General features: G+C 35.6%; 16 protein-coding genes. 2 read left to right on the forward strand and 14 right to left on the reverse strand.

Annotation, left to right across the window (positions count from 1 at the left end; genetic code table 11):
• Positions 1-431: 431 nt before the first annotated feature.
• From AQPE_RS08120 to AQPE_RS08155, 8 genes are all read right to left on the reverse strand, one after another.
• Positions 432-1,727: a S41 family peptidase gene (locus AQPE_RS08120; protein WP_318350557.1), complete on the reverse strand. Its 1,296-nt coding sequence runs from the start codon at positions 1,725-1,727 to the stop codon at positions 432-434.
• Positions 1,728-2,251: 524 nt separating this feature from the next.
• Entirely contained in the window at positions 2,252-3,058 is an 807-nt protein-coding gene (locus AQPE_RS08125; RefSeq protein WP_318350558.1) for a hypothetical protein, read from the reverse strand.
• Positions 3,059-3,138: 80 nt separating this feature from the next.
• On the reverse strand, positions 3,139-4,113 hold the full coding sequence (locus tag AQPE_RS08130) for a hypothetical protein (protein ID WP_318350559.1): 975 nt from the start codon (positions 4,111-4,113) through the stop codon (positions 3,139-3,141).
• Positions 4,114-4,333: 220 nt separating this feature from the next.
• Positions 4,334-5,422 carry an IS4 family transposase gene (locus AQPE_RS08135; protein WP_318347135.1) on the reverse strand — a complete coding sequence of 363 codons (1,089 nt, stop codon included), beginning with the start codon at positions 5,420-5,422 and terminating at the stop codon, positions 4,334-4,336.
• 133 nt (positions 5,423-5,555) lie between these two features.
• On the reverse strand, positions 5,556-6,566 hold the full coding sequence (locus AQPE_RS08140) for a type II secretion system protein GspG (protein ID WP_318350560.1): 1,011 nt from the start codon (positions 6,564-6,566) through the stop codon (positions 5,556-5,558).
• Positions 6,567-6,733: 167 nt separating this feature from the next.
• Complete coding sequence (locus tag AQPE_RS08145; protein ID WP_318350561.1) at positions 6,734-7,930, reverse strand: peroxiredoxin family protein; 1,197 nt, start codon at positions 7,928-7,930, stop codon at positions 6,734-6,736.
• Positions 7,931-8,049: 119 nt separating this feature from the next.
• Entirely contained in the window at positions 8,050-9,270 is a 1,221-nt protein-coding gene (locus tag AQPE_RS08150) for a peroxiredoxin family protein (RefSeq protein WP_318350562.1), read from the reverse strand.
• 241 nt (positions 9,271-9,511) lie between these two features.
• Positions 9,512-10,084 carry a helix-turn-helix domain-containing protein gene (locus tag AQPE_RS08155; RefSeq protein WP_318350563.1) on the reverse strand — a complete coding sequence of 191 codons (573 nt, stop codon included), beginning with the start codon at positions 10,082-10,084 and terminating at the stop codon, positions 9,512-9,514.
• Positions 10,085-10,550: 466 nt separating this feature from the next.
• On the opposite strand from AQPE_RS08155, the gene AQPE_RS08160 reads away from it, so the two are divergent.
• Positions 10,551-11,096: a hypothetical protein gene (locus tag AQPE_RS08160; RefSeq protein ID WP_318350564.1), complete on the forward strand. Its 546-nt coding sequence runs from the start codon at positions 10,551-10,553 to the stop codon at positions 11,094-11,096.
• Positions 11,097-11,299: 203 nt separating this feature from the next.
• Here AQPE_RS08160 and AQPE_RS08165 read toward each other — a convergent pair whose 3' ends face one another.
• The 6 genes from AQPE_RS08165 to AQPE_RS08190 form a co-directional block, all read right to left on the reverse strand.
• Positions 11,300-12,181: a radical SAM protein gene (locus AQPE_RS08165; protein WP_318350565.1), complete on the reverse strand. Its 882-nt coding sequence runs from the start codon at positions 12,179-12,181 to the stop codon at positions 11,300-11,302.
• A 63-nt stretch (positions 12,182-12,244) separates the two neighbouring features.
• A complete protein-coding gene (locus AQPE_RS08170; RefSeq protein ID WP_318350566.1) occupies positions 12,245-12,574 on the reverse strand; it encodes a hypothetical protein in 330 nt (109 codons plus the stop codon).
• A 5-nt stretch (positions 12,575-12,579) separates the two neighbouring features.
• Positions 12,580-13,464 (reverse strand): AAA family ATPase, encoded by an 885-nt coding sequence (locus tag AQPE_RS08175; protein ID WP_318350567.1) that lies wholly within the window; start codon positions 13,462-13,464, stop codon positions 12,580-12,582.
• A gap of 36 nt (positions 13,465-13,500) precedes the next feature.
• Complete coding sequence (locus AQPE_RS08180; protein ID WP_318350568.1) at positions 13,501-15,168, reverse strand: DNA methyltransferase; 1,668 nt, start codon at positions 15,166-15,168, stop codon at positions 13,501-13,503.
• A gap of 382 nt (positions 15,169-15,550) precedes the next feature.
• The gene (locus AQPE_RS08185) at positions 15,551-16,177 is read right to left on the reverse strand and encodes a hypothetical protein (protein ID WP_318350569.1); all 627 of its coding nucleotides are present in this window, start codon (positions 16,175-16,177) and stop codon (positions 15,551-15,553) included.
• 606 nt (positions 16,178-16,783) lie between these two features.
• Positions 16,784-16,963: a hypothetical protein gene (locus tag AQPE_RS08190; RefSeq protein ID WP_318350570.1), complete on the reverse strand. Its 180-nt coding sequence runs from the start codon at positions 16,961-16,963 to the stop codon at positions 16,784-16,786.
• Positions 16,964-17,197: 234 nt separating this feature from the next.
• On the opposite strand from AQPE_RS08190, the gene AQPE_RS08195 reads away from it, so the two are divergent.
• On the forward strand, positions 17,198-18,085 hold the full coding sequence (locus tag AQPE_RS08195) for a hypothetical protein (protein ID WP_318350571.1): 888 nt from the start codon (positions 17,198-17,200) through the stop codon (positions 18,083-18,085).
• The last annotated feature ends 547 nt before the right edge of the window (positions 18,086-18,632 follow it).

Below are 18,632 nucleotides of genomic sequence, written 5' to 3' on the forward strand. Positions count from 1 at the left end.
CTCTATTGACAATTCTAATTTCATCGCTATTCTCAATTTTAATTATTGAATCGTTTACTGCAACAAAATCATAAAATCCACTTGTATCATTACTGAAACTCAGACTGTCCTTCCCGTCCTTATTAATAAATACTAACATTTCATAATTATGCTGTTTCGTGTCAATGTACTTTCTAATAATTCGTCCACTGAATTTTTCTTTTTTAAATCTCTCAATATACTGTATATGAATGTAATAAGTAAATTTATTCGCGAGATAAATCAACCCGATAAAAACGGCAAAACCAATTATTTTCTTAATATACTTCATTTAAGTCGATCCTATTTTGTCCAATTATTACAGTCAAAATGAAAATTCAATCAATACTCATTGCTGTCCCTGTCAGCGTTTAAATGGGCTATAAAGTAGGAAGTTACACGGGGAGCTGAAGTTATAGGGTGTTTTCAATTTCTTTAATCGCACGTTCCAGAACTGCATCTCTTTTATTCATGTAATCTTCAATCGTTTGTTTTACTTCAATGTCTGGCTTAACACCACTGTTTACAAATCTTTTTTCGCTTATCGGATAGCAAATGCGTCTGGTACAAATTCTTGCATATCCTCCTCCTGGTAATCCAGGTACCACTAATGGCGAACCTGTTGAGCCTCCGGTTTCTTCACCAATCAATTTTGGTCTGTTGGGCGTTTCATAGATATTAACTAAAAAATCTTCTGCCGCAGAAAAAGTAAATCGTCCAATTAATATAGTCGTTGGACAAGTGATCCTTTTTAGTGTATCTGATACAAATACGGAATCAGGTCTCTCGAAACGATATGCACGATTTAAAAAGTAATCTTTATATTCCTTTTGCCAATTTCCATTTGCTTTTCTTACACCATCATTTGTTCTTGTCTCCCAAGAATAGTTGAGAAAAGAATTCCCCTTTGTCAGATATTTTTGCAAATGCCAAGCTACACCGGTGGATCCGCCACCATTTTTACGAAGGTCAATAATTACCCCTTTTGCTTTAGATAACTTATCAGCGACATTGTCAAATTCTTTGATCGCTTTATCCTCTGGCGAAAATCGATTGAAACTCACCAATGCAATGTCATTATCCAACCATTTTAGATCAACAATGTTCCGCGAGTAATTTATTACCGGACCCCAATATTGATCATTATTGGTGCGAGTAGCCTCGCCATTGCGCCGAAGTTCAATTTTAACAGTATCACCATTGGTTTTTCTAATTGTTCCTTTGAACGTTTGATCTTTGAAGCCATTCTGCAACTTTGAAATTCCTTGCATCCATAAATGTTGTTCAGTCGAAGCTGATATGTATGGAAATATATTTGTTTCGAGATATTTTGAAGTAGGAATATTCTCAACTTCAATTAACTCAGCACCAACCCAAGTTGAATCTAGTTCGGATATTTTACGCACAGCCGTTATATAAACTTTGTTATTAAAGTTTTGCAAGGAGACTGGAATATAATCGGTATAAGGATAAAATTGTCCATTATCCGATACCTCGCTGTGACCATCTTGTAAATTTGCCATGAACTTTCTCAACACCTGATAGTATTCATAGTCGTTTCTTGTTGCCAGTGCCAAAGGGATAAAAGTCTTATAAAGGCTATCTAAATTGAGTTTAAGTCGGTCAATATTAACAAAATTGTACTTTGTTTCTGACCAGACTTGGCTCAACCAATACAACTTTTCATCTGCGGAAATTTTATTTGGCAAATCCTTTATTCCAATAATCTCAGTACGCGCAGTGTCTTGATTGTTAAGAATGATATTGAATTTTAAGGTGTCGTTTTTGGAAACGTAAAAAGAAGCTGTGTCAATATTGGTTTGAAATACAACCTTATTTTTCTCATTGGAACAATAAACTTTCAGTCTGTCCGGATTATTTTCTGGTGAAATACGCCAGTCCTGTACTACTCCATTAACACAAACTTTTATGTTTTCTTGCTCGATTGAATAATTTTTTGTCCATTAACAATTGAAAACGAAAAAATTACAAATAAAAGCACAAAGATTCTTTTCATAAGCTGGGTATGTCTATTGATTCATATTCTTTTGTGTGAAGCGACTTTTAAATGGCACACAATAGGAGGAAGCTACTCGCAGGAGCGGATTGCGGGCGATTTCCGGTCAAGCCGAAAAGACGGCCAGAGCGAAAAGATACACACCGAAAACCATAGCTGCCGGATTTCTGTGGCTGTTATTAAAGCTTGTATTTTATTTCCAAGTTTCATCTTTGGTTAAATCATACCCCCGTAGTCTAAATAATAAACGACTTCTCCTGTCTGTGTATCCACTAAAGTTTTTACACTATTATCCCAGAAAGTAACTTCCCAACACTCACGTATTTCAACTTTATTTTCTTTTTGGAGCGGATAAAGTACTTTATTAAACTTATCTTTTTCAACATTTGACAAATTTAAAGGAGTAACATCCTTATGATTTTCTTTGATATATTGAATTGAAATAGCTAATGCTTGATCTGGATTTTTTATCTCTTCTTCGGGGATATAAACTTCAGGATACCAACGTCCAAGTATTTGCATTTTATTGTCAGTTTGCGAAAAATAGAATTTCACCTGAACATTCTCCATGTTTCTGTCTTTCAACTTATTTTGCTTTAATAAAAACATTGGAGAGGCTTTTATTAACCCATATTTGAAATAATCACCTAATGAAACATCAACACCACCAGTAAGACGAATACTTATATCCGTTGAGATATTAAGGTTAACACTTTTATCGATGCCAATAAAATTACCGTATGTTTTTAATATCATCGAAATATTCTCTTTCACTAAAGTCGAATCCAGACCTTTGCTTAAACTAACAGGGACGCTGCCAGACAGTATTCCGAATTCATTGAGAGTTAAACTTTCAATCGTATTAATCGAATTAAATTTCTGCAATTCAATGTCTAACTCTTGTTTACTCAATACACCATAGGTATATGGGTATTCTGGACTTGGAACTTTTTCAACTTCATCTTTTGAACATGCCTGTACAAAGAGCGTAAAGAGTAGAATTACTTTTAAATAATTATTCATGGTTATTCGTTTTTGTTCTGCTATTTTAATATAAGCGTTAATGTTGGGGGTAGCAGATATTAACGCCTGGTTTTCAATTTCTAATCGATTTTATATTCTGCGACGTACAAATCAAATCCACCCATTCCCCCTTTTCTGTTTGATGAAAATATTATAAAATCGCGCCCAAACATTTTAAAGGTAATGGGACGGAATTCATCTTTGCTTGTGTTTATTTCACTTCCAAAATTTTCAGGTTCTGTCCATAGTCCATTGACAAAGAATGAATACCATAAGTCATATCCACCATATCCTCCTTCCCTGTTTGACGCAAATACCATCATTTCATCTCCTCCAATAAATGGGCATTTATCGTCAGCGATACTTGATAAAGATTCAATTTTATTTATAGTTTTAAACTCCCCATTTATTAAGGATTCGAGGTTAAATTCATCTTTAAAAGAAGCATTATAAATATTAAATACATTACTGTTCTTATTGCTACAGAAAATTATATTCTTTTTGTCTGTTGAGAAGGTTGGATAAAGGTCATCATCGTATTCATTTATTTTTGGAATTAACTTTGGAATTGAATCAAAACTATCATATTTAGCAGAATACCAATCAGTGAGATTCAAAAAATGGATATCGTAACCAGCAGCATTTTGTGTAGAATACATGAAAAATAAATTTCCTCCAGATGAATTAAAATATGGTCCAAATTCATTTCCAGTTGAATTAACATTTCGAAAAATATTTTCCCAATAATGGGGAGTACCATAATCTGAAACTTCGATTGTAATATCTTTAGTTTCTGGGTCTTCTGTTATAACTAAATTTTTATAAATCAAGTCAAAGTCTTTCCCTCGACTATTTCGGTTTGATGAAAAAATAATTTCCTTATCCTTAATGAAATCAAGGGTTGAGTTATAATCATCATATTCAGAATTTAAAGCACTTAAATTGACAGGATTTTGTGAAACAGTAACTATTTTCTCAACAACAAAATCATTGTTGTCCCAAAAACAACCTGTTAGCATAAGGGGTAGAATTGTTAAAAATAATATTTTTTTCATTTTGTTTTTGATTTGGGCTTTTTAATTAATTCTTATTCTTAATTTAAATCATTGTTCATTTGTAAAACTTGGCGTTAACGGACGGAACTATATGCAGTTGCGGGATTGCGGGCGATTTCCTGTCAAGCCGAAAAACAGCCCGAGCGGAAAGATGCCCACAGAAAACCACCGCTGCCGCTGCCGGGTAGCTGAAGTTATAAGCCGTTTTTATTTCATCTTTCTAAGTACATGACAAAAATTTAAAAATATCGATATCATCTTGAAAGAAAGCGTTTAAAAGAACAGTTGCAATATATGTTAGACCATATTTGAATAGACTTTTAGTTTTGTTTCCATGTTTCTTGATCGGGATTGGTTTGATGTATCTGTGCAAATAATCACCGACAAGGTATGCCCATGTAAAAGCTACTATCACCAATGCAAACAGTTTTTCAATTCTTCCAATTTCAGTCAAGTGTGTATCTTCAATATTAAAGCCACTTGTTTTTAAAGCTCTAAAAGCAGTTTCAATCTGCCATCGTTCTTTGTAAATACAAAGTGCATCTTCTGGCTTGTTGAATGAGATAACAATCTGCAATTCAGGCTTTCCATCTTTGTTCTTTACTTTAGAGGCTGACAGATAACACAGTTGATCGTTCAGATAAATAATACGGTGGTTCACTCGGCAACCATTTAGCGGCAAATCGGCAAACAGCCAACTGGCTTTAACTCGTTTGCCATTGTGAGGTTGCAAAACCCAAAAGTTTTCGCGGATGCGGATATAGTAACGAATCCGGTTCTCATTCAGATACTTGATCCATCGTTCTCCAACAAACTCCCGATCTGCGGTCAAACAATCCAACGAAGCAGATCCAAAAAGACGGATAAACCGTTCAATCAATTCAATGCGTTCATTGGTGTTTGAATTACCAAACTTGGGCAACAACTTAAACAACAGCGGAAAAGCAACTCCATGATAAACAACTGCAATTACCAATACATTGATATTCTGCTGTCCAAACTTCCAATTTGTCCTATCCATTGCCAGACGGAAAGGTGGTTCATGAGGTAATAGTCTGAATATTAATTTGGCGATCAAATCTGTATCAAGTAGATATTCAGACATAAACCGCTGTATTCTCCTCAGAGAGGAACTGGTACTGGCATTACTGTCAAAAGCTGTAGCCAACTTCTCAAAACCAACTGTTTGCACCTTACATAGTGCACTGATCATGAAAACAAAGAACTTTACTCGTGCCAGATTCCAACCTGATTGCTTATGGAAAATGGAAACTAATTCACTACTTTTAGCATCTACCCTGGGTGTCATATTTCTTACTAAGTGATGTGGTAATCCCTTGTAAGATAATGATATTCAGGGTTTTATGCAAATATTTTAATGCTTATTTTGTTGATAATCAATTGTTTATGTTTTTGTCATGTACTAAGTTCATCTTTATAAATCATTTAATTAGTCCAACTTTACTAATGTCCTCAACCTCTGGGGAAATGTCGTCTTTTGTATTGGCAATTCCGTCAATACCTGACGAAAAGAGTTTATATCTGTCTCCAACTAAAATATAATTGTATTTGGAACTCTTACCATTTTTCGATTGAAGTGGATCATAGATAATAACCATTGAATTTGAGTTTTGCAATTGTTCTAATTTATCGGGGTAATTTCCATTCTGCAATTTATAATACTCAATATCTTTGATTAAGCTATTTAGCTGCATTTGAGATATTTTTGCAAATTGCTTGTCTCTTTCTGAATCGGGAAATGTATACTTATAATAGCCTATGGTAAAAATAACTCCCAAACAACCTATTAAAACCAATAATTTGTCTTTATAATAAAAGAGTCCCAAAAGAACCAATACAATTCCAACAATTAGTCCAAAAAGTGGGATAAAACAGACAAGACCCAATAAATAAGGTGGTCTTAAGAATATCGATACACTCAGCGTTCCTCTAGTTTTAATAATTCCATTCTTTACTGATTGGACAAAATCATTAATAGCAGCTTCATCTTCGAATTGACTTTCTGGTATGATGTAAGTTGAATTATCTAATAAGCTAATAAACAAATGGTTTTTTACTTTTTTAATGTTTATAATTTTGCGCCAGAATACGACTTTCTGTCCTGTGATTGTTTCAATTTTCAAGTTGTCAACATTGTTTGATACATTGTATGAAGCTATTAAAGTCTTTGGATCCATTATTTTTTTGAATTTTATGAATGGTATCCAGAATCTCATAGAAAGATATAATGCATACAATATAAGTCCACATAATGGATACAAAATAAAAATCTCAAATGCTTTACCTTCCTCGAATCCACCGACTTGAATACTCAATAAGAGAAATATAAACATTACAATAATGAGTCGTTTGTAATTAAAATATGTTTCAATGAAATGCTTTAGCAGAACATTTTGAAATTCACTTTTTGTCAGTGTAACTGATATATTCATCTTATTTTCAATTTTGTGTAACGCGACTTTTTAATGGCACCTAATGTAGGAGGCTACACGCAGGGGCGGACTGCGGGCGGTTTCCTGTCAAGCCGAAAAAGAGAATGAGCGTAAAGATACACACCGAAACCACCGCTGCCGGGTATAATACTGTTATGGGCAGAATTTTATTTAGTATTTGACTCAATTGCATTAATAACTTCTTTTTTTATAAATCCGGTTCTGGAGTAAACAAATTTTCCTGCTTTATTAATTATAAAAATAGTAGGCCCAGATGAAACTCCATAATCTGACGCCACTTTTTTTGCTGCATAGAGTATTGGATACTCAATTTTCATCTTAGAAATGTAATCAGTCAGTTTTGTGCTATCAGGCTTTGTAAATTCTACTCCAAATACCCGCAATCCCATGTCCTTATATTTTTTTTGAATTTCATTTATATCACGTGTTGCAGCAACACAACCAGTGCAATATGGAAACCAAAATTCCAGCATTACTAAATTGGCATCTATTTGGGAAAGAGTCACCAAATCACCAGCCATTGATGGTAATGTCCAATTAAGTGCAATTTTTCCTTTATAAGAATTGTCTTTCAGAATATTTCCGTTCGTAGAAACAATTTTGTATTCGTCCTGTGTGTATTTTTTGTAATCAGGGTTACGCAAAGAATAATTGAAAAGAGAATCATTTATAGCTGGCGATAAATCCAAGTTATTATAGGAAATAATCCAAGCAGGCGAATCCTCTTCAAAATAGCTAATGAACTGCCTTGGCAGATAATCCTTCTTACCAATCATTATGGAATAACTTCTGTTAGAATTTTTCCGTTGAACAATCTTTCCATTCATATCAATACCTTTTCCACGCATTAATATATCGAACTTATAGCAGGCAGTACCATTGATAAATATATCTGAAAGTCGTTTGAATTGTACAGATGTGTCACTTAGCATTTGAGGCATTAGATTTCGTAATTGTTGAATTGAGAACATATTAAAAGGCATTCCGAACAAATCATCCGGCGATTTAACAGTATTATAAACCAGTTGTTTCTTTTCCTTATTCGTAAAAAAAGAACTCAATCCATTAAATCCAATATCGATGGATTTTTTTGCAAAAAGGTATTGTGCACCAATGATTGTATCATTACTTTTAAAATCGTATAGTGCAATGGCAGAATCGCTCTTCCCTAATTCACCTGTCATTGGATTATAATTTTTAAAGGCAGCCTTATATTGAACGGTTGTTAGTTCTTGCAACTTTTTATTGGTCTTTAAAAGTATTTCTCGGTCTGAATCAGTGCAACTACAGAACAAAATGCCTAATAGAAAAAGCAAAAAAGTTGGTTTTAATTTCATCATCATAAATATTGAGGTTGAGTCTGTCTAATTTTGCCCATAACATTTTTCAGCTCCTCGCAGAGCCGCACTGGCAGGGATACAATCCCGTCGGCCGTCTACTTGATTAACACCGGTAATTTTTATCATTTTAGATTATCCTTCAAATAATTAGCGATTTCATTTTCTATGTCTTGACTATACCCAGCTATTGTTAACACAAGTTTTCCTGTTGGATCGATAATGAAAAAAGACGGATAACCAACCACATAGTATTTGTCGCCAACAGTTTTAGCTGAATGTAAAATGGTTGATTTAATTTTTTGCTCATTAGCAAATTTCGTTATCTTTTCTTCATTGTCAATGTCGGTGCTGAAAACAGATAGAATTGAAAGCTTATTATTCCCATTAAATTCATTTTCCAGCCTGTTCATCATTTTTACGGCGTCCCAACAATGAGGACACCATGTTCCAGTAAATTCGAGCATGATATATTTGCCAAGCAACTCTTTACTCGAAAGTTTGATCATTTTCCCCAATATGGGCAATTCCCAGTCAGGAGCAACCTCTCCAATCTTCAACTGTTTGTATTTGATCTCTTTAGTGTTTTTCTCCAGTTTTCTCCCAAATAAACTTTCTTCACTGAAATAACTTGCAGGTAATTGAAAATCAACTTTTGTATTTGAAAATGTAGCGATAACGGATTGAGAACTCATCCCACTAATTAATTTATGTCTATAATAGAGTGGAAAAAGTTGCTCTTTCTCAAAACAAAGTTCAGTACTAAGTAAATAAGCTAATTTACTAGCTTTGATAACATACTTTATGCAATTCTTTCCACCAATTAAAGTGTCAGGTTTCTGTTCAATTATTTTTTCATTGTCGATTATTGATTTATCTATAAACTCACTCAATTCTTTCGGAGTAACAGTAAAATATAAAGAAGAACGATGAATTGCAGGAGAATAACCATTATCAAACTTAGTGTCTTTGAATCTCTTGGGGTAATCAAACAGAGTGTATTTGTTTATTGCGTTATTCTTTGATAAGTAAAAAGCATTATTGAAAAAGGCAATAAAGTCATTATTGTTTTTCTTGTATTGTTCATCTGTTTTGAAATAGTAGTAAAAACCGCACAGCGTATCAGTTGGCACTTTTTGGACAATGAGAGTTGATGCAGAATGCAACGTACCCTGCTCGGAGCTTGTTATAACGAGATCGCAATCAGACTGATAGCTGGTAATAGTATTCAATTTGTCTGCAATAATTTTTAGTTGCGCATACTTATTGGCATTTCTCGTCAGTAACTGTCCGTTTGTCATTCCACAAATGGCTGATAATAATAAAATTACGATTATCTTCTTCATAAAAATGATTACTTTGTCAGTTGCGATTATTATGGGTGTTAACGTAGGAATCCAAACACAGGGGCGGATTGCGGGCGATTTTCCTCTTAAGTCAATAGGTTGCTAAAGAGGAAACTTTCGCGCCGAAATCCATTACTGCCAAATTGATCTATACTTATTATTATTATTTGTCTTCTGGTTCATGGTCCTGTTTGTTTTAATTTCTATCGGTCAACTTGCCGATCTTCGGTATTCTCCCAAATCAATTGTTTTTCTGGTCAAGGGTTCCTAGCAACTTACCTGCATAGTATAATACCGCTAATGAAATCCCCAAACAGGGAAATAACCCCGAAATAAATCCTCTTATAAAACCTAGACTCACAGAAATCAAAATGAAATAAAAGAAATGCCCGCTACCGAACTTCAGGATTCGTTCAAGCCCACTCATTGATCTTGTAACCGAAACAATAAAATATGGAACAAAAAAACTTAATAAAATCCCCCCAAATCTGCTGTTCAGGTTGGCATTATGAGCCAGCGTGACGTACCCGTAAATGGAAATAATCACTATATTCAGGATAACAAGAAAAATACCTTCAATAACTTTATTCAGATAACTCTTCTTTTTCTCCTCATTTTCTACTTTCTGAAGGTCTTCCTGATCTATTTCAAGAACTTCACATATCGAGCTCAGCGTCTTCCCACGATGTATATTTTCATCGTTTTCTACCCGTTGAATTGTCCTTATATTGACTTTGGAAAGTTCTGCCAGCTCTTCCTGAGTCAGTCCTTTTAGTTTTCTTACTTCGCAAATCTTTTTGCCAATAACATTCATTTTCGAATAATATTTGGTTTGGTAAAGGTATTTCAGTTGACTTCTCTTGATAGCGGTTTTCTTACGACATTTCTACGACATTTGTCTTAATTCTTTCATTTGAAGTAAAAAAAAGCGTTCAAATACGTCGCCATTTGCATGACTATCCAAAATTATCAAAGTTTTATGTTTATCCGAGTATCTCAGGGGAAAATATGAATACAGTTTCACTTTTCCGGAAAGTAGCTCAAGATTCATAAACAGGTCAATTCTATTTGGTTAATTATCTCACCGTAAAACTTCAACATTTCCGTTTAGAAACCCTTTAATCACAATATTTTCACCAATTTCCTAAAATGAGGATGTAATCCTGATCAACGACAAATCTTAGCTCTGTTCCTTCGATAAAAGCAGCCCAAGTAATCTGATTATCCGTGCGGTCAGTTGCACCAATTTCTCTACATTAGCATCTTACCAGCACTAAATCATGGAGCAATACCACCAAAACTTAATCGAAATTTTAAAAAGGTATTTGTCGGACAACGACATCACCATTGTTTCTGAAAACGAAGGTTATTTTGAACTTTTCCACTTCAGTAAGCCGGATGTAGTTATTACTGCCCAATATCTATTGTCTTTACCTGTACACAAATATTTTCATGGGTCAAGCAATAATACCGAAATCGATACAATTGCCAGATTTGAAGTACCTGACGTTGAAGAGAAGTCACCACCAAACTTTTACATATTTCCCATCCACAACCCTAAACGTGGCAAGTTAAACTTTGCGGTGGTTCCAAGTCAAATCGTTATCGAAAGAACTCGCACAAGACATCAAAATGATCTCATTAAAAGACCTTTGGAGGTCACATTTTGGTTGATGCCTGATGATTGTCTATATGATTGCACGAACATTTCAGCGGAAGGGGAATGGTTCTTTTTGTCGAAAGGTGCCAATGGTAGGATGGCCGATGACATCGATTGGAATTACACTCCTTTTCTAAATAACTGGCAATTGTTGGTTAATATTTGAAAAAGGTCAATCTGGGACGATCTGGTGAGTCTGGTGTTTTAGAAAGGTATTTGGTCTTTAGCTACCCTAAAAACTCGTCTAAAAAGTTCCCATTAGTACTGGTTGCAATATCTGCATCTTTAGTTGGGTAAACATCTTTTCAGGTTACAGGAAGTAAAAAGGAAACCCTGACAACTGTTTTACCAAATTGCCAGGGTTAGTTTCTAAGCATCAAGTCCCTTTCGTGTTGATCTTTCAATATTTACAATTTTCTTTATACTGTCTTTCCATTTGACGCGAGGATTTCTTTTCAATTTACCATACAGGTCTTTTACCCATTCCAAAGACTGACCAGCAATTAGTTCTTCTGCTCGAACTGATGTAGCGAAATCAGTTGCACCATTTACCTTTAAAATACCTTTTAAACGATTCGGTAACCCTATCCAAATAGCGTCTGTTACGTAAGGCAAAAGGATATTAACTAATTTAAGGGTATTTATATCCAAGGCAGGTTCACATGATACACTTGTATGAAAACCCAATAAATGTGCATGTTTTAACGAAGCTAAGCGTTCTTCAAAAGATGGAGCATACGGCTCCCAAAAATTCAATGTTTCAGAATCACTGGAACCAATGGTAAATCGGAACAGAATCTTGTCTTTATAACAATCAAAACTTTCACAAATTGACTCAATCACAGACAAATGAGGTTTGGTAACAACCAAAATATGATGACCATTTTCGAGTAACCGTTTCATAAATTCAAGTGAATAACTAAGATTCTCCGGCGAAATATCATGGCTAGATGGAAACATCGTATATCCGTCTTTCTTTTTTAGCTTCGTCTGAAGTCTTGCTGAATTTACCTCTTCAATTTTCCAGCTATCGACTGTTTTCCGTTTGAATCGAACGGCCATGGATTTGGCGTAACAGTATTTACAATCATGAGCACATCCATTAATGAAATTGGCGTTCTGTGATGCCCATTCTCCCGTTCCTGCAACAAGTTTTTCTTTCTTTACGCCATTTGTAGAAGTTTCAACCAATGTTTTCTTTGTTGAATGCTCATTTTTATTTTCTCTTTTCACTGTATTGTTATTTTTCATTTTGTAACGATTTTTAATTTATTAATGAAGTCCATTACTTATAATTTTAGAGATCAAATGACCTCATATACTATCACTTATCTTCCATGATTCACCACGTAAAATCCTTAGTATAACCGAAGACGAAACCCCGTATTCCTGTGCTAAACGAACTTTCCCGTAAACATGAGGAACATACTTACTCCGGATGTCCAGAACCTGTTCGGGAGTCAGCTTACATTTACGGTTTACAGGTTGGTTGAACTTAACCAATGAACGAGGTTGATTTCCCCTGCATTCACTCTTATAGAGGTCGGACAATTCCTGATAGGAAATAAGTTGTCGGTCGGTCTTATGGGCAAAGTCTGTATTCCAGACCTTGCCCACTTCATTTTGTATCGCCATTATGTCCATATCTGTTAGTTTTTCAGGTAGTCAATTTCCCACAATAGCTTGAAGTTTTCAGGGTATTCTTTCATCGTATTGGCCATCTTTTCCACCAAACGGATAGACCTTTCGGTTAGGAACTCCCAGTTATACCAAAGAAAATCAAGTATAATCTGTGTTTCCATAGATGTTAGTTGATATGGTGCAAGGCACGATGTATTGAGCACCACATCAGCAATCCAGCCCCATTGTTCAGCCCAGCCTATATCAAAGTCAGCAACCCGACACCGGGAACGAATGGCATTGCGATGACTTAGCAAAACTGACTTGGCCAATCCTTTTTCCCTTGCCAACTGAACTTCATCATCCACAGGTAATTTAAAGTTTGAAGTAAATACAAAGATTAGGTTGTCCGTTGGAACTGAAAATCCCATTTTACCTTCTTCCTGAAAGTGTGTGATGGCCGCCTGTTGAATGGCGGAAAGGTTATTAAACTGGCTGGTTAAAGACTTTTCATAGGTAAAGACCTTACTACCGTCCAGCACGTTTTTCATGGTGTTGCAGTTAGGTTCATTCTTCAGGATTTCATCGCAGTCATCAACGAAAATCACGATGTTTTCACGTTCAGGATTCAGGTAGTTGATTACCGCCAGTTGGATTCCAAAAGCGAACATGGAAACATTACCTGACACCTGAATATACCTGATTTTTGAATCTTTCAGGTAGTTCAGCACAGTGTAGGTCTTCCCCAGTCCAGGTGGCGAAAAGAAATAAAGGTGCGGATACCTATCTCCCTCTTTGACAAGGGAGATATTTTTGACCAGCTGTTTTAACCTTAAACGGTTTACCTTGCCTCTTTCAATGGCTTCCATCTGGCTCATCCCGAACCGATTGGTTAATTTAATTGACTGTCTCATTGTATGATACGCTTTAATGAATGTTTAAAAAATAATCTAAGCAGCAGTAACAAGTTGATAATATGGGTAATCACATACTTGACCTACAAGAACCAAGTGGTCGGTTTGGCTATCACCAAACTGACTACCATATAACATTTGATTGATTTGATCAAGTTCTTCCCTGTTGTAGTTTTGGTTGCCCAACTCAAGCATTTCACAACCAATATGGTAGTATTCTTTGGATAGTTCAGCTCCCAGATAGCCACGGTTCAACAGTAATGCACATTTACCAACCACATTAGAACCACCAAACGGATCACATACAAGATCACCTTCATCGCTGAGCATCAGGGTTAGGGTAATTGGCAGCATCGGACTCATTGCTGCCGGATGACCTTCCGAACTGATTTTGAAAATATCATGATTTTTACCCACGCTGGTAATGATGATATTCTCGACTTCCTGTTCGTATAGATGGGATTTAATCTTCCCATAATCTTTAGAAATGGACTTGGTTTTCTTAGATACCTTACCGTTGCTCGCAACATCTTTGCATCCGCCTGTCACTTCAGCTTTCTTTCCGTCAATTGGAAAGGTCAGCATATTGTATTTTGACTTGGTAGGATCAACCACAAACCAAAGCAGATATTCAATGGAGTTGACCGGACGTTTTACTTTTTCTCCCTGTGGACGTGGATTCTTCTTTGACCAGATCAGAGTGTCCTTATAAATTAACGGGGTATTTTTACTGATATAATCCCTGACCAGAAAGGGTATTCCCTGAGCTACACCATCCCTATACGTTTCGCCAATGTTGATAATGACATTCCCGGATTCTTTCAGGATAGGAAAGAGTTTGTTGAAAATGGTAGCAATATTGGCAGCGTACTCTTCTTTGGTTTCTTCTTGTCCCAGCTGTCTTACCTGACCATTTTCGTAGTTTCTCAAATCCCAATAGGGTATCGAAGTTGTAACCAGATCGACCTTGCTAGTATAGGTTGCCATTTCGGCCAACCTTACACAATCCATGTTAAAGAAATTGGCCTTACCCGGAATTGCAAAGGTGTAATCATGTTTAGTATCCAAAGACAGCCGTTGGTCTATGAACTTGTTGACTTCTGTGACTGAATAGGTTCCATCTATCAGCTTGTGAGTAAACCCATATTCCTTTTCGTCATCCACAATTTTCTTTTCTTTCAGGAAATCGTAGCAGGTGTCAACTTTCCATCCTTTTTCAAAAATACCTTTGGAAAGTACATCGTTTTCAAGGTCATTGTTCAGGACGTACTCAAGCTTGTTCTGAATGACATCATTTTTACACCTTCCATTCAACGCCGCTGAAATTTTCTTCGCCCGTTCATAGGGTTTTCCGTCTTCACTTTTCTTTCCCTGTCGGTTGGGGAACATTTTAAAGACTTCACGGGCTTCCCGGATTTCGTCTTCAGTGGTTTTCTTTCGGTACAAGTTCAGCATGATACGCTGGTGAAGGGTTGGCACGCCATCCATTATTCGGGCAATCACTGTTTCGCCACCAGCCATCCTAATGGCATCTACCATTCGGTAACCGTTGATGATTTCGAGGTCTTCACTTATCTGTATTGGAACCAGTTGTCCATAGGTTTCATAACTTTCAACCAAGTCTTCATTGGACTGTGGTGAAAAAAACAACTTGAATTCAGGTACCTCCTTGAGGTCTGAAATTTTTACTTCGATATTTTTCATTTTTGTTTGTTTTTAAATGATTAGTGGGTCTAATGTATTGACCCACGTAATAAAGAAAAAAATATAGGGTACTCACCATCATCTGAAATGAAGGTGATAATGAACTGAAGAAATGGAAGTCAATAACAAGGTTATTTCTTCACTACCTTCAGTTCATTGAGGTTGTATTCCTTATCAATACTATCCCATCATGTCAAAGAACTTCCCCTACTTGGTAAAAGGATCGGTACCAATCCTTAGAATTTTCAGAGCATAGATTGTCCATTCAAGGGATTTTTGTCCCCTGTCAGTTCATAAGATCAACACGTTTTATTTGAATTTGACTGTTATTTTATCTATTAGTGGGTCTGTGTATATGACCCACATAAAAGACAAAAAAATATCAGTCCGGATAAATCTCTTTATAATAGTCGTACAACACGGGTTGGATTAGTTTTAATCCATCTTCTGCTGCCTTCTTATCATCAATCCCATCTTTATAATGGTCTTCCCGACCAATGGACTTAGTAAACTTTCTTACCTTTTTACCTTCATCGTCAATCCAATAGGCTTTAATAGCCAGATAGGTGATTCCTGTTTGTGGATGTTTGTTTCTTGACAATTTGTAGTCAGGATCGATGACAATACGTAATCTCATCAGTTGAAGCATGTATTCACTAATCCGAAGATAAACGTCCCTAACATCTGTAAATTCACCTTTCCCTTTTTGTATTTCTTCCAAACTGGTAAAGTAGAACTTAACGATTGATTCTTTAAGGTTCTTTAATGCAAATAGATAACCCCAATTTTGACCTCTTTGATGAGTCCCAGGTTTAAAATTGTCATCAACGACAAAAGCGATTAATTCATCGACCTTGTTATCAGCAGGTGTACTTTTCATTTTCATGAAATCTTCATAGTATCGTTTAATTTCTTCTTTCATAATTTTTTCATCATAACCAAGTCCCAAAAGAAGAAGTAACCCCTTTACTACGCCAGTACCACCTATGATTAAATCGACAAGTTCCATCTTTTTAAATGCTTAATGGTACAAAGCTAGTAATAATTTTTGAGTTGTGCAATATATATGAACAACTATAAAGCAAAAGTATATAAAGCTGGCAATTGTGCACTATCACTTTTCGTCTATATTCTGCGTCAATAAAGATTTTTTAAAGATTTAAATCCTAACTTTCGAATATCATTATTTATCTTCATTCTAAATAATTAATAAATAAAATGATAATCTGTTGGTCAAAACAAGTGATATTTTAATGAAATCTTCTCAAGAAAACATGGAAAGTACTTCTTTTTAAGTGGTACCTGAGGGAGTAATTATCTGATTTCGCACCTAAACACACAATCGCTGGTACCTGAACATACTTGAATAACTTCTCTCGAAAACATGGAAGGTTGGGTTGACATATTAGTTCACTTTTCAAGAAAACATGAAAAGTACTTCTATTTGGGCGGTACCTGAGGGAGTAATCAAATGTTTTCACACTAAAACACTTCATCGCTGGTACCTGAACAAACTTCTCATGAAAACATGGGAAGTTATGAAAATACAGGTTCACTTCTCATGAAAACAAGGAAAGTGAAATGTGATTGGCCAAAAGGAAATCCAATTTGAATATTACTTCTTTTTCTTTCGTGTCATTACCGTATCAGTTGACATCGAATTGGCCTCGTTGTAACTATGCAGAATGTTCCTGACCAGCGTTGATAGTGTCACCTTTTCCTTGAGCATGGTTGACATCAATCGTTTTAGCTGATCTTCGCTAATCCTTATATTGATATGACTTTTGTATTCCATAGTATCTATAAATATCCAACACACTTCAAAAACGTAATGCAGGCCGAAGATTTATTTAATAATTCGCTAAAAAAGAGCAGTATTTGTTAATCCACTCTTTGTTTATCAAAATATTTTATGTATATTTTAAATATTGGATCTCGACAGTTACAACCATTAGATATATGAACCCCTGCGTTGATGTGAGTCGAGACACTGATACGTATGGGGTTTCCTTTTTATAACCTTAAAAAAATGATGAATGAAAAAAGAAAAGGAATTTGGATTCCGATTGAATTGATGAGTGACAAAAAACTGGATTGGGCGAACAAAGCATTGTTGTTTGAAATCGCTTCTTTGCATGAATTACCAGGTGGATGTATCGCTTCAAATGAACACTTTGCTGAACTACTTGGAATAAAGAGTCCTGCTGCTTCGAAACGAGTAACTAAACTTAAAGAACTTGGTTATATTTCTACTGAAGATGTGTATAAAAAGAGATCATGTGTTGGAAGGATAATAACCCCGCTTATTAAAATTACAGTAAGGCGTTCTTCCATGGAGGAAAATGCACCCACTGATCAGACAGAATCATCTTCAGAAGAACAGAAAAGAGAAGTTGAACAAGAAAAAATAGCAATTCCTGAGATTAAAAATAATGAGCCGACTCGAAATGACGTTCAACACAGGGGTACTTCCGATAGGAACAATACCCCACCTGAGGAACCAGAAGGTACTTCCCATACGATCATTGGGGTACTTCCTAAAGAATTAGGGGGTACTTCCCTTGGGAATACAATTAATACATCTATTAATTCAGATATAAAAGATCATTTATTATACCAGTATACTGGGAAAACTGGTTCTTTTAACTCTTTTGATGATTTATTTATTTCAGAAGAGGAGGTTCCAACTGACTTAACTACCAGTGATAGTTCTTCCAGTACTGGAAACAATCCAGCTTTACCTAAAATCTCAACAAAAGAATTTAGAGTTATTATGAATGATTTCTTTGAAGGCTACTCAAGCTGGGAAGCTGATATGTATGCTCTGGGACTGGAAAAATTTATTGGTAAAACGGAGTATTTCCATTCCAACGATCCAAAGTATATTGGCTTGATCAGGGAATTCTATGAATTATAGCTCAACCTGTCGAACGAAGTGAGATTGCTGGACCTATATATTGTAGGAATTCCGTTTTTAATTTAAATAACTCCCAACCGAACGACAGTGAGTATTCTTAGCCCAGCCATTTGAAAAAAGGAATTCCAACATATTTGTCGCAGACGAATTACTGGCACGATAGAACACCGAAACCCACCCCAATTCCGCTCGACCCCTCCCTTTTTTAGATATGGTTAGATTATGTATTAAAATGGTAACCAGACCTAATCCAGTGAGTTCTGGTGTAGTTTCGTTTAGAAATAAACAAAGACATTGGTTTGAAGGAGAAAACTCACCAGAATTGAAATAAATGGGACTCTTGGTATTTCTGAAAATTGGCCAGAATTTTTTCAGTCCTTTTTTCCAAAAGTAATGTTCAATAAACTTTTGCCGGAAAAAATTTTCAGTCGGATCATTGATGACCAATCTATGAGGTAAAAAACGCTTTATGCAATAGGGGATACGGCCAGCAGCCAGCCCGGTAGCCCCATACAGAAAAAGGGTCCACGGAGAAAGATCGATCTAC

The sequence above is a fragment of the Aquipluma nitroreducens genome, assembly GCF_009689585.1.
Taxonomy (GTDB): Bacteria; Bacteroidota; Bacteroidia; order Bacteroidales; family Prolixibacteraceae; genus Aquipluma; species Aquipluma nitroreducens.

Bases quoted from the DNA above. Each gene is read 5' to 3' on its own strand.
- AQPE_RS08130 (WP_318350559.1), bottom strand. From the start codon at position 4,113: ATGAAAAAAATATTATTTTTAACAATTCTACCCCTTATGCTAACAGGT.
- AQPE_RS08195 (WP_318350571.1), top strand. From the start codon at position 17,198: ATGATGAATGAAAAAAGAAAAGGAATTTGGATTCCGATTGAATTGATG.
- AQPE_RS08150 (WP_318350562.1), bottom strand. From the start codon at position 9,270: ATGAAGAAGATAATCGTAATTTTATTATTATCAGCCATTTGTGGAATG.
- AQPE_RS08155 (WP_318350563.1), bottom strand. From the start codon at position 10,084: ATGAATGTTATTGGCAAAAAGATTTGCGAAGTAAGAAAACTAAAAGGA.
- AQPE_RS08160 (WP_318350564.1), top strand. From the start codon at position 10,551: ATGGAGCAATACCACCAAAACTTAATCGAAATTTTAAAAAGGTATTTG.
- AQPE_RS08145 (WP_318350561.1), bottom strand. From the start codon at position 7,930: ATGATGATGAAATTAAAACCAACTTTTTTGCTTTTTCTATTAGGCATT.
- AQPE_RS08135 (WP_318347135.1), bottom strand. From the start codon at position 5,422: ATGACACCCAGGGTAGATGCTAAAAGTAGTGAATTAGTTTCCATTTTC.
- AQPE_RS08140 (WP_318350560.1), bottom strand. From the start codon at position 6,566: ATGAATATATCAGTTACACTGACAAAAAGTGAATTTCAAAATGTTCTG.
- AQPE_RS08190 (WP_318350570.1), bottom strand. From the start codon at position 16,963: ATGGAATACAAAAGTCATATCAATATAAGGATTAGCGAAGATCAGCTA.
- AQPE_RS08175 (WP_318350567.1), bottom strand. From the start codon at position 13,464: ATGAGACAGTCAATTAAATTAACCAATCGGTTCGGGATGAGCCAGATG.
- AQPE_RS08165 (WP_318350565.1), bottom strand. From the start codon at position 12,181: ATGAAAAATAACAATACAGTGAAAAGAGAAAATAAAAATGAGCATTCA.
- AQPE_RS08185 (WP_318350569.1), bottom strand. From the start codon at position 16,177: ATGGAACTTGTCGATTTAATCATAGGTGGTACTGGCGTAGTAAAGGGG.
- AQPE_RS08180 (WP_318350568.1), bottom strand. From the start codon at position 15,168: ATGAAAAATATCGAAGTAAAAATTTCAGACCTCAAGGAGGTACCTGAA.
- AQPE_RS08125 (WP_318350558.1), bottom strand. From the start codon at position 3,058: ATGAATAATTATTTAAAAGTAATTCTACTCTTTACGCTCTTTGTACAG.
- AQPE_RS08170 (WP_318350566.1), bottom strand. From the start codon at position 12,574: ATGGACATAATGGCGATACAAAATGAAGTGGGCAAGGTCTGGAATACA.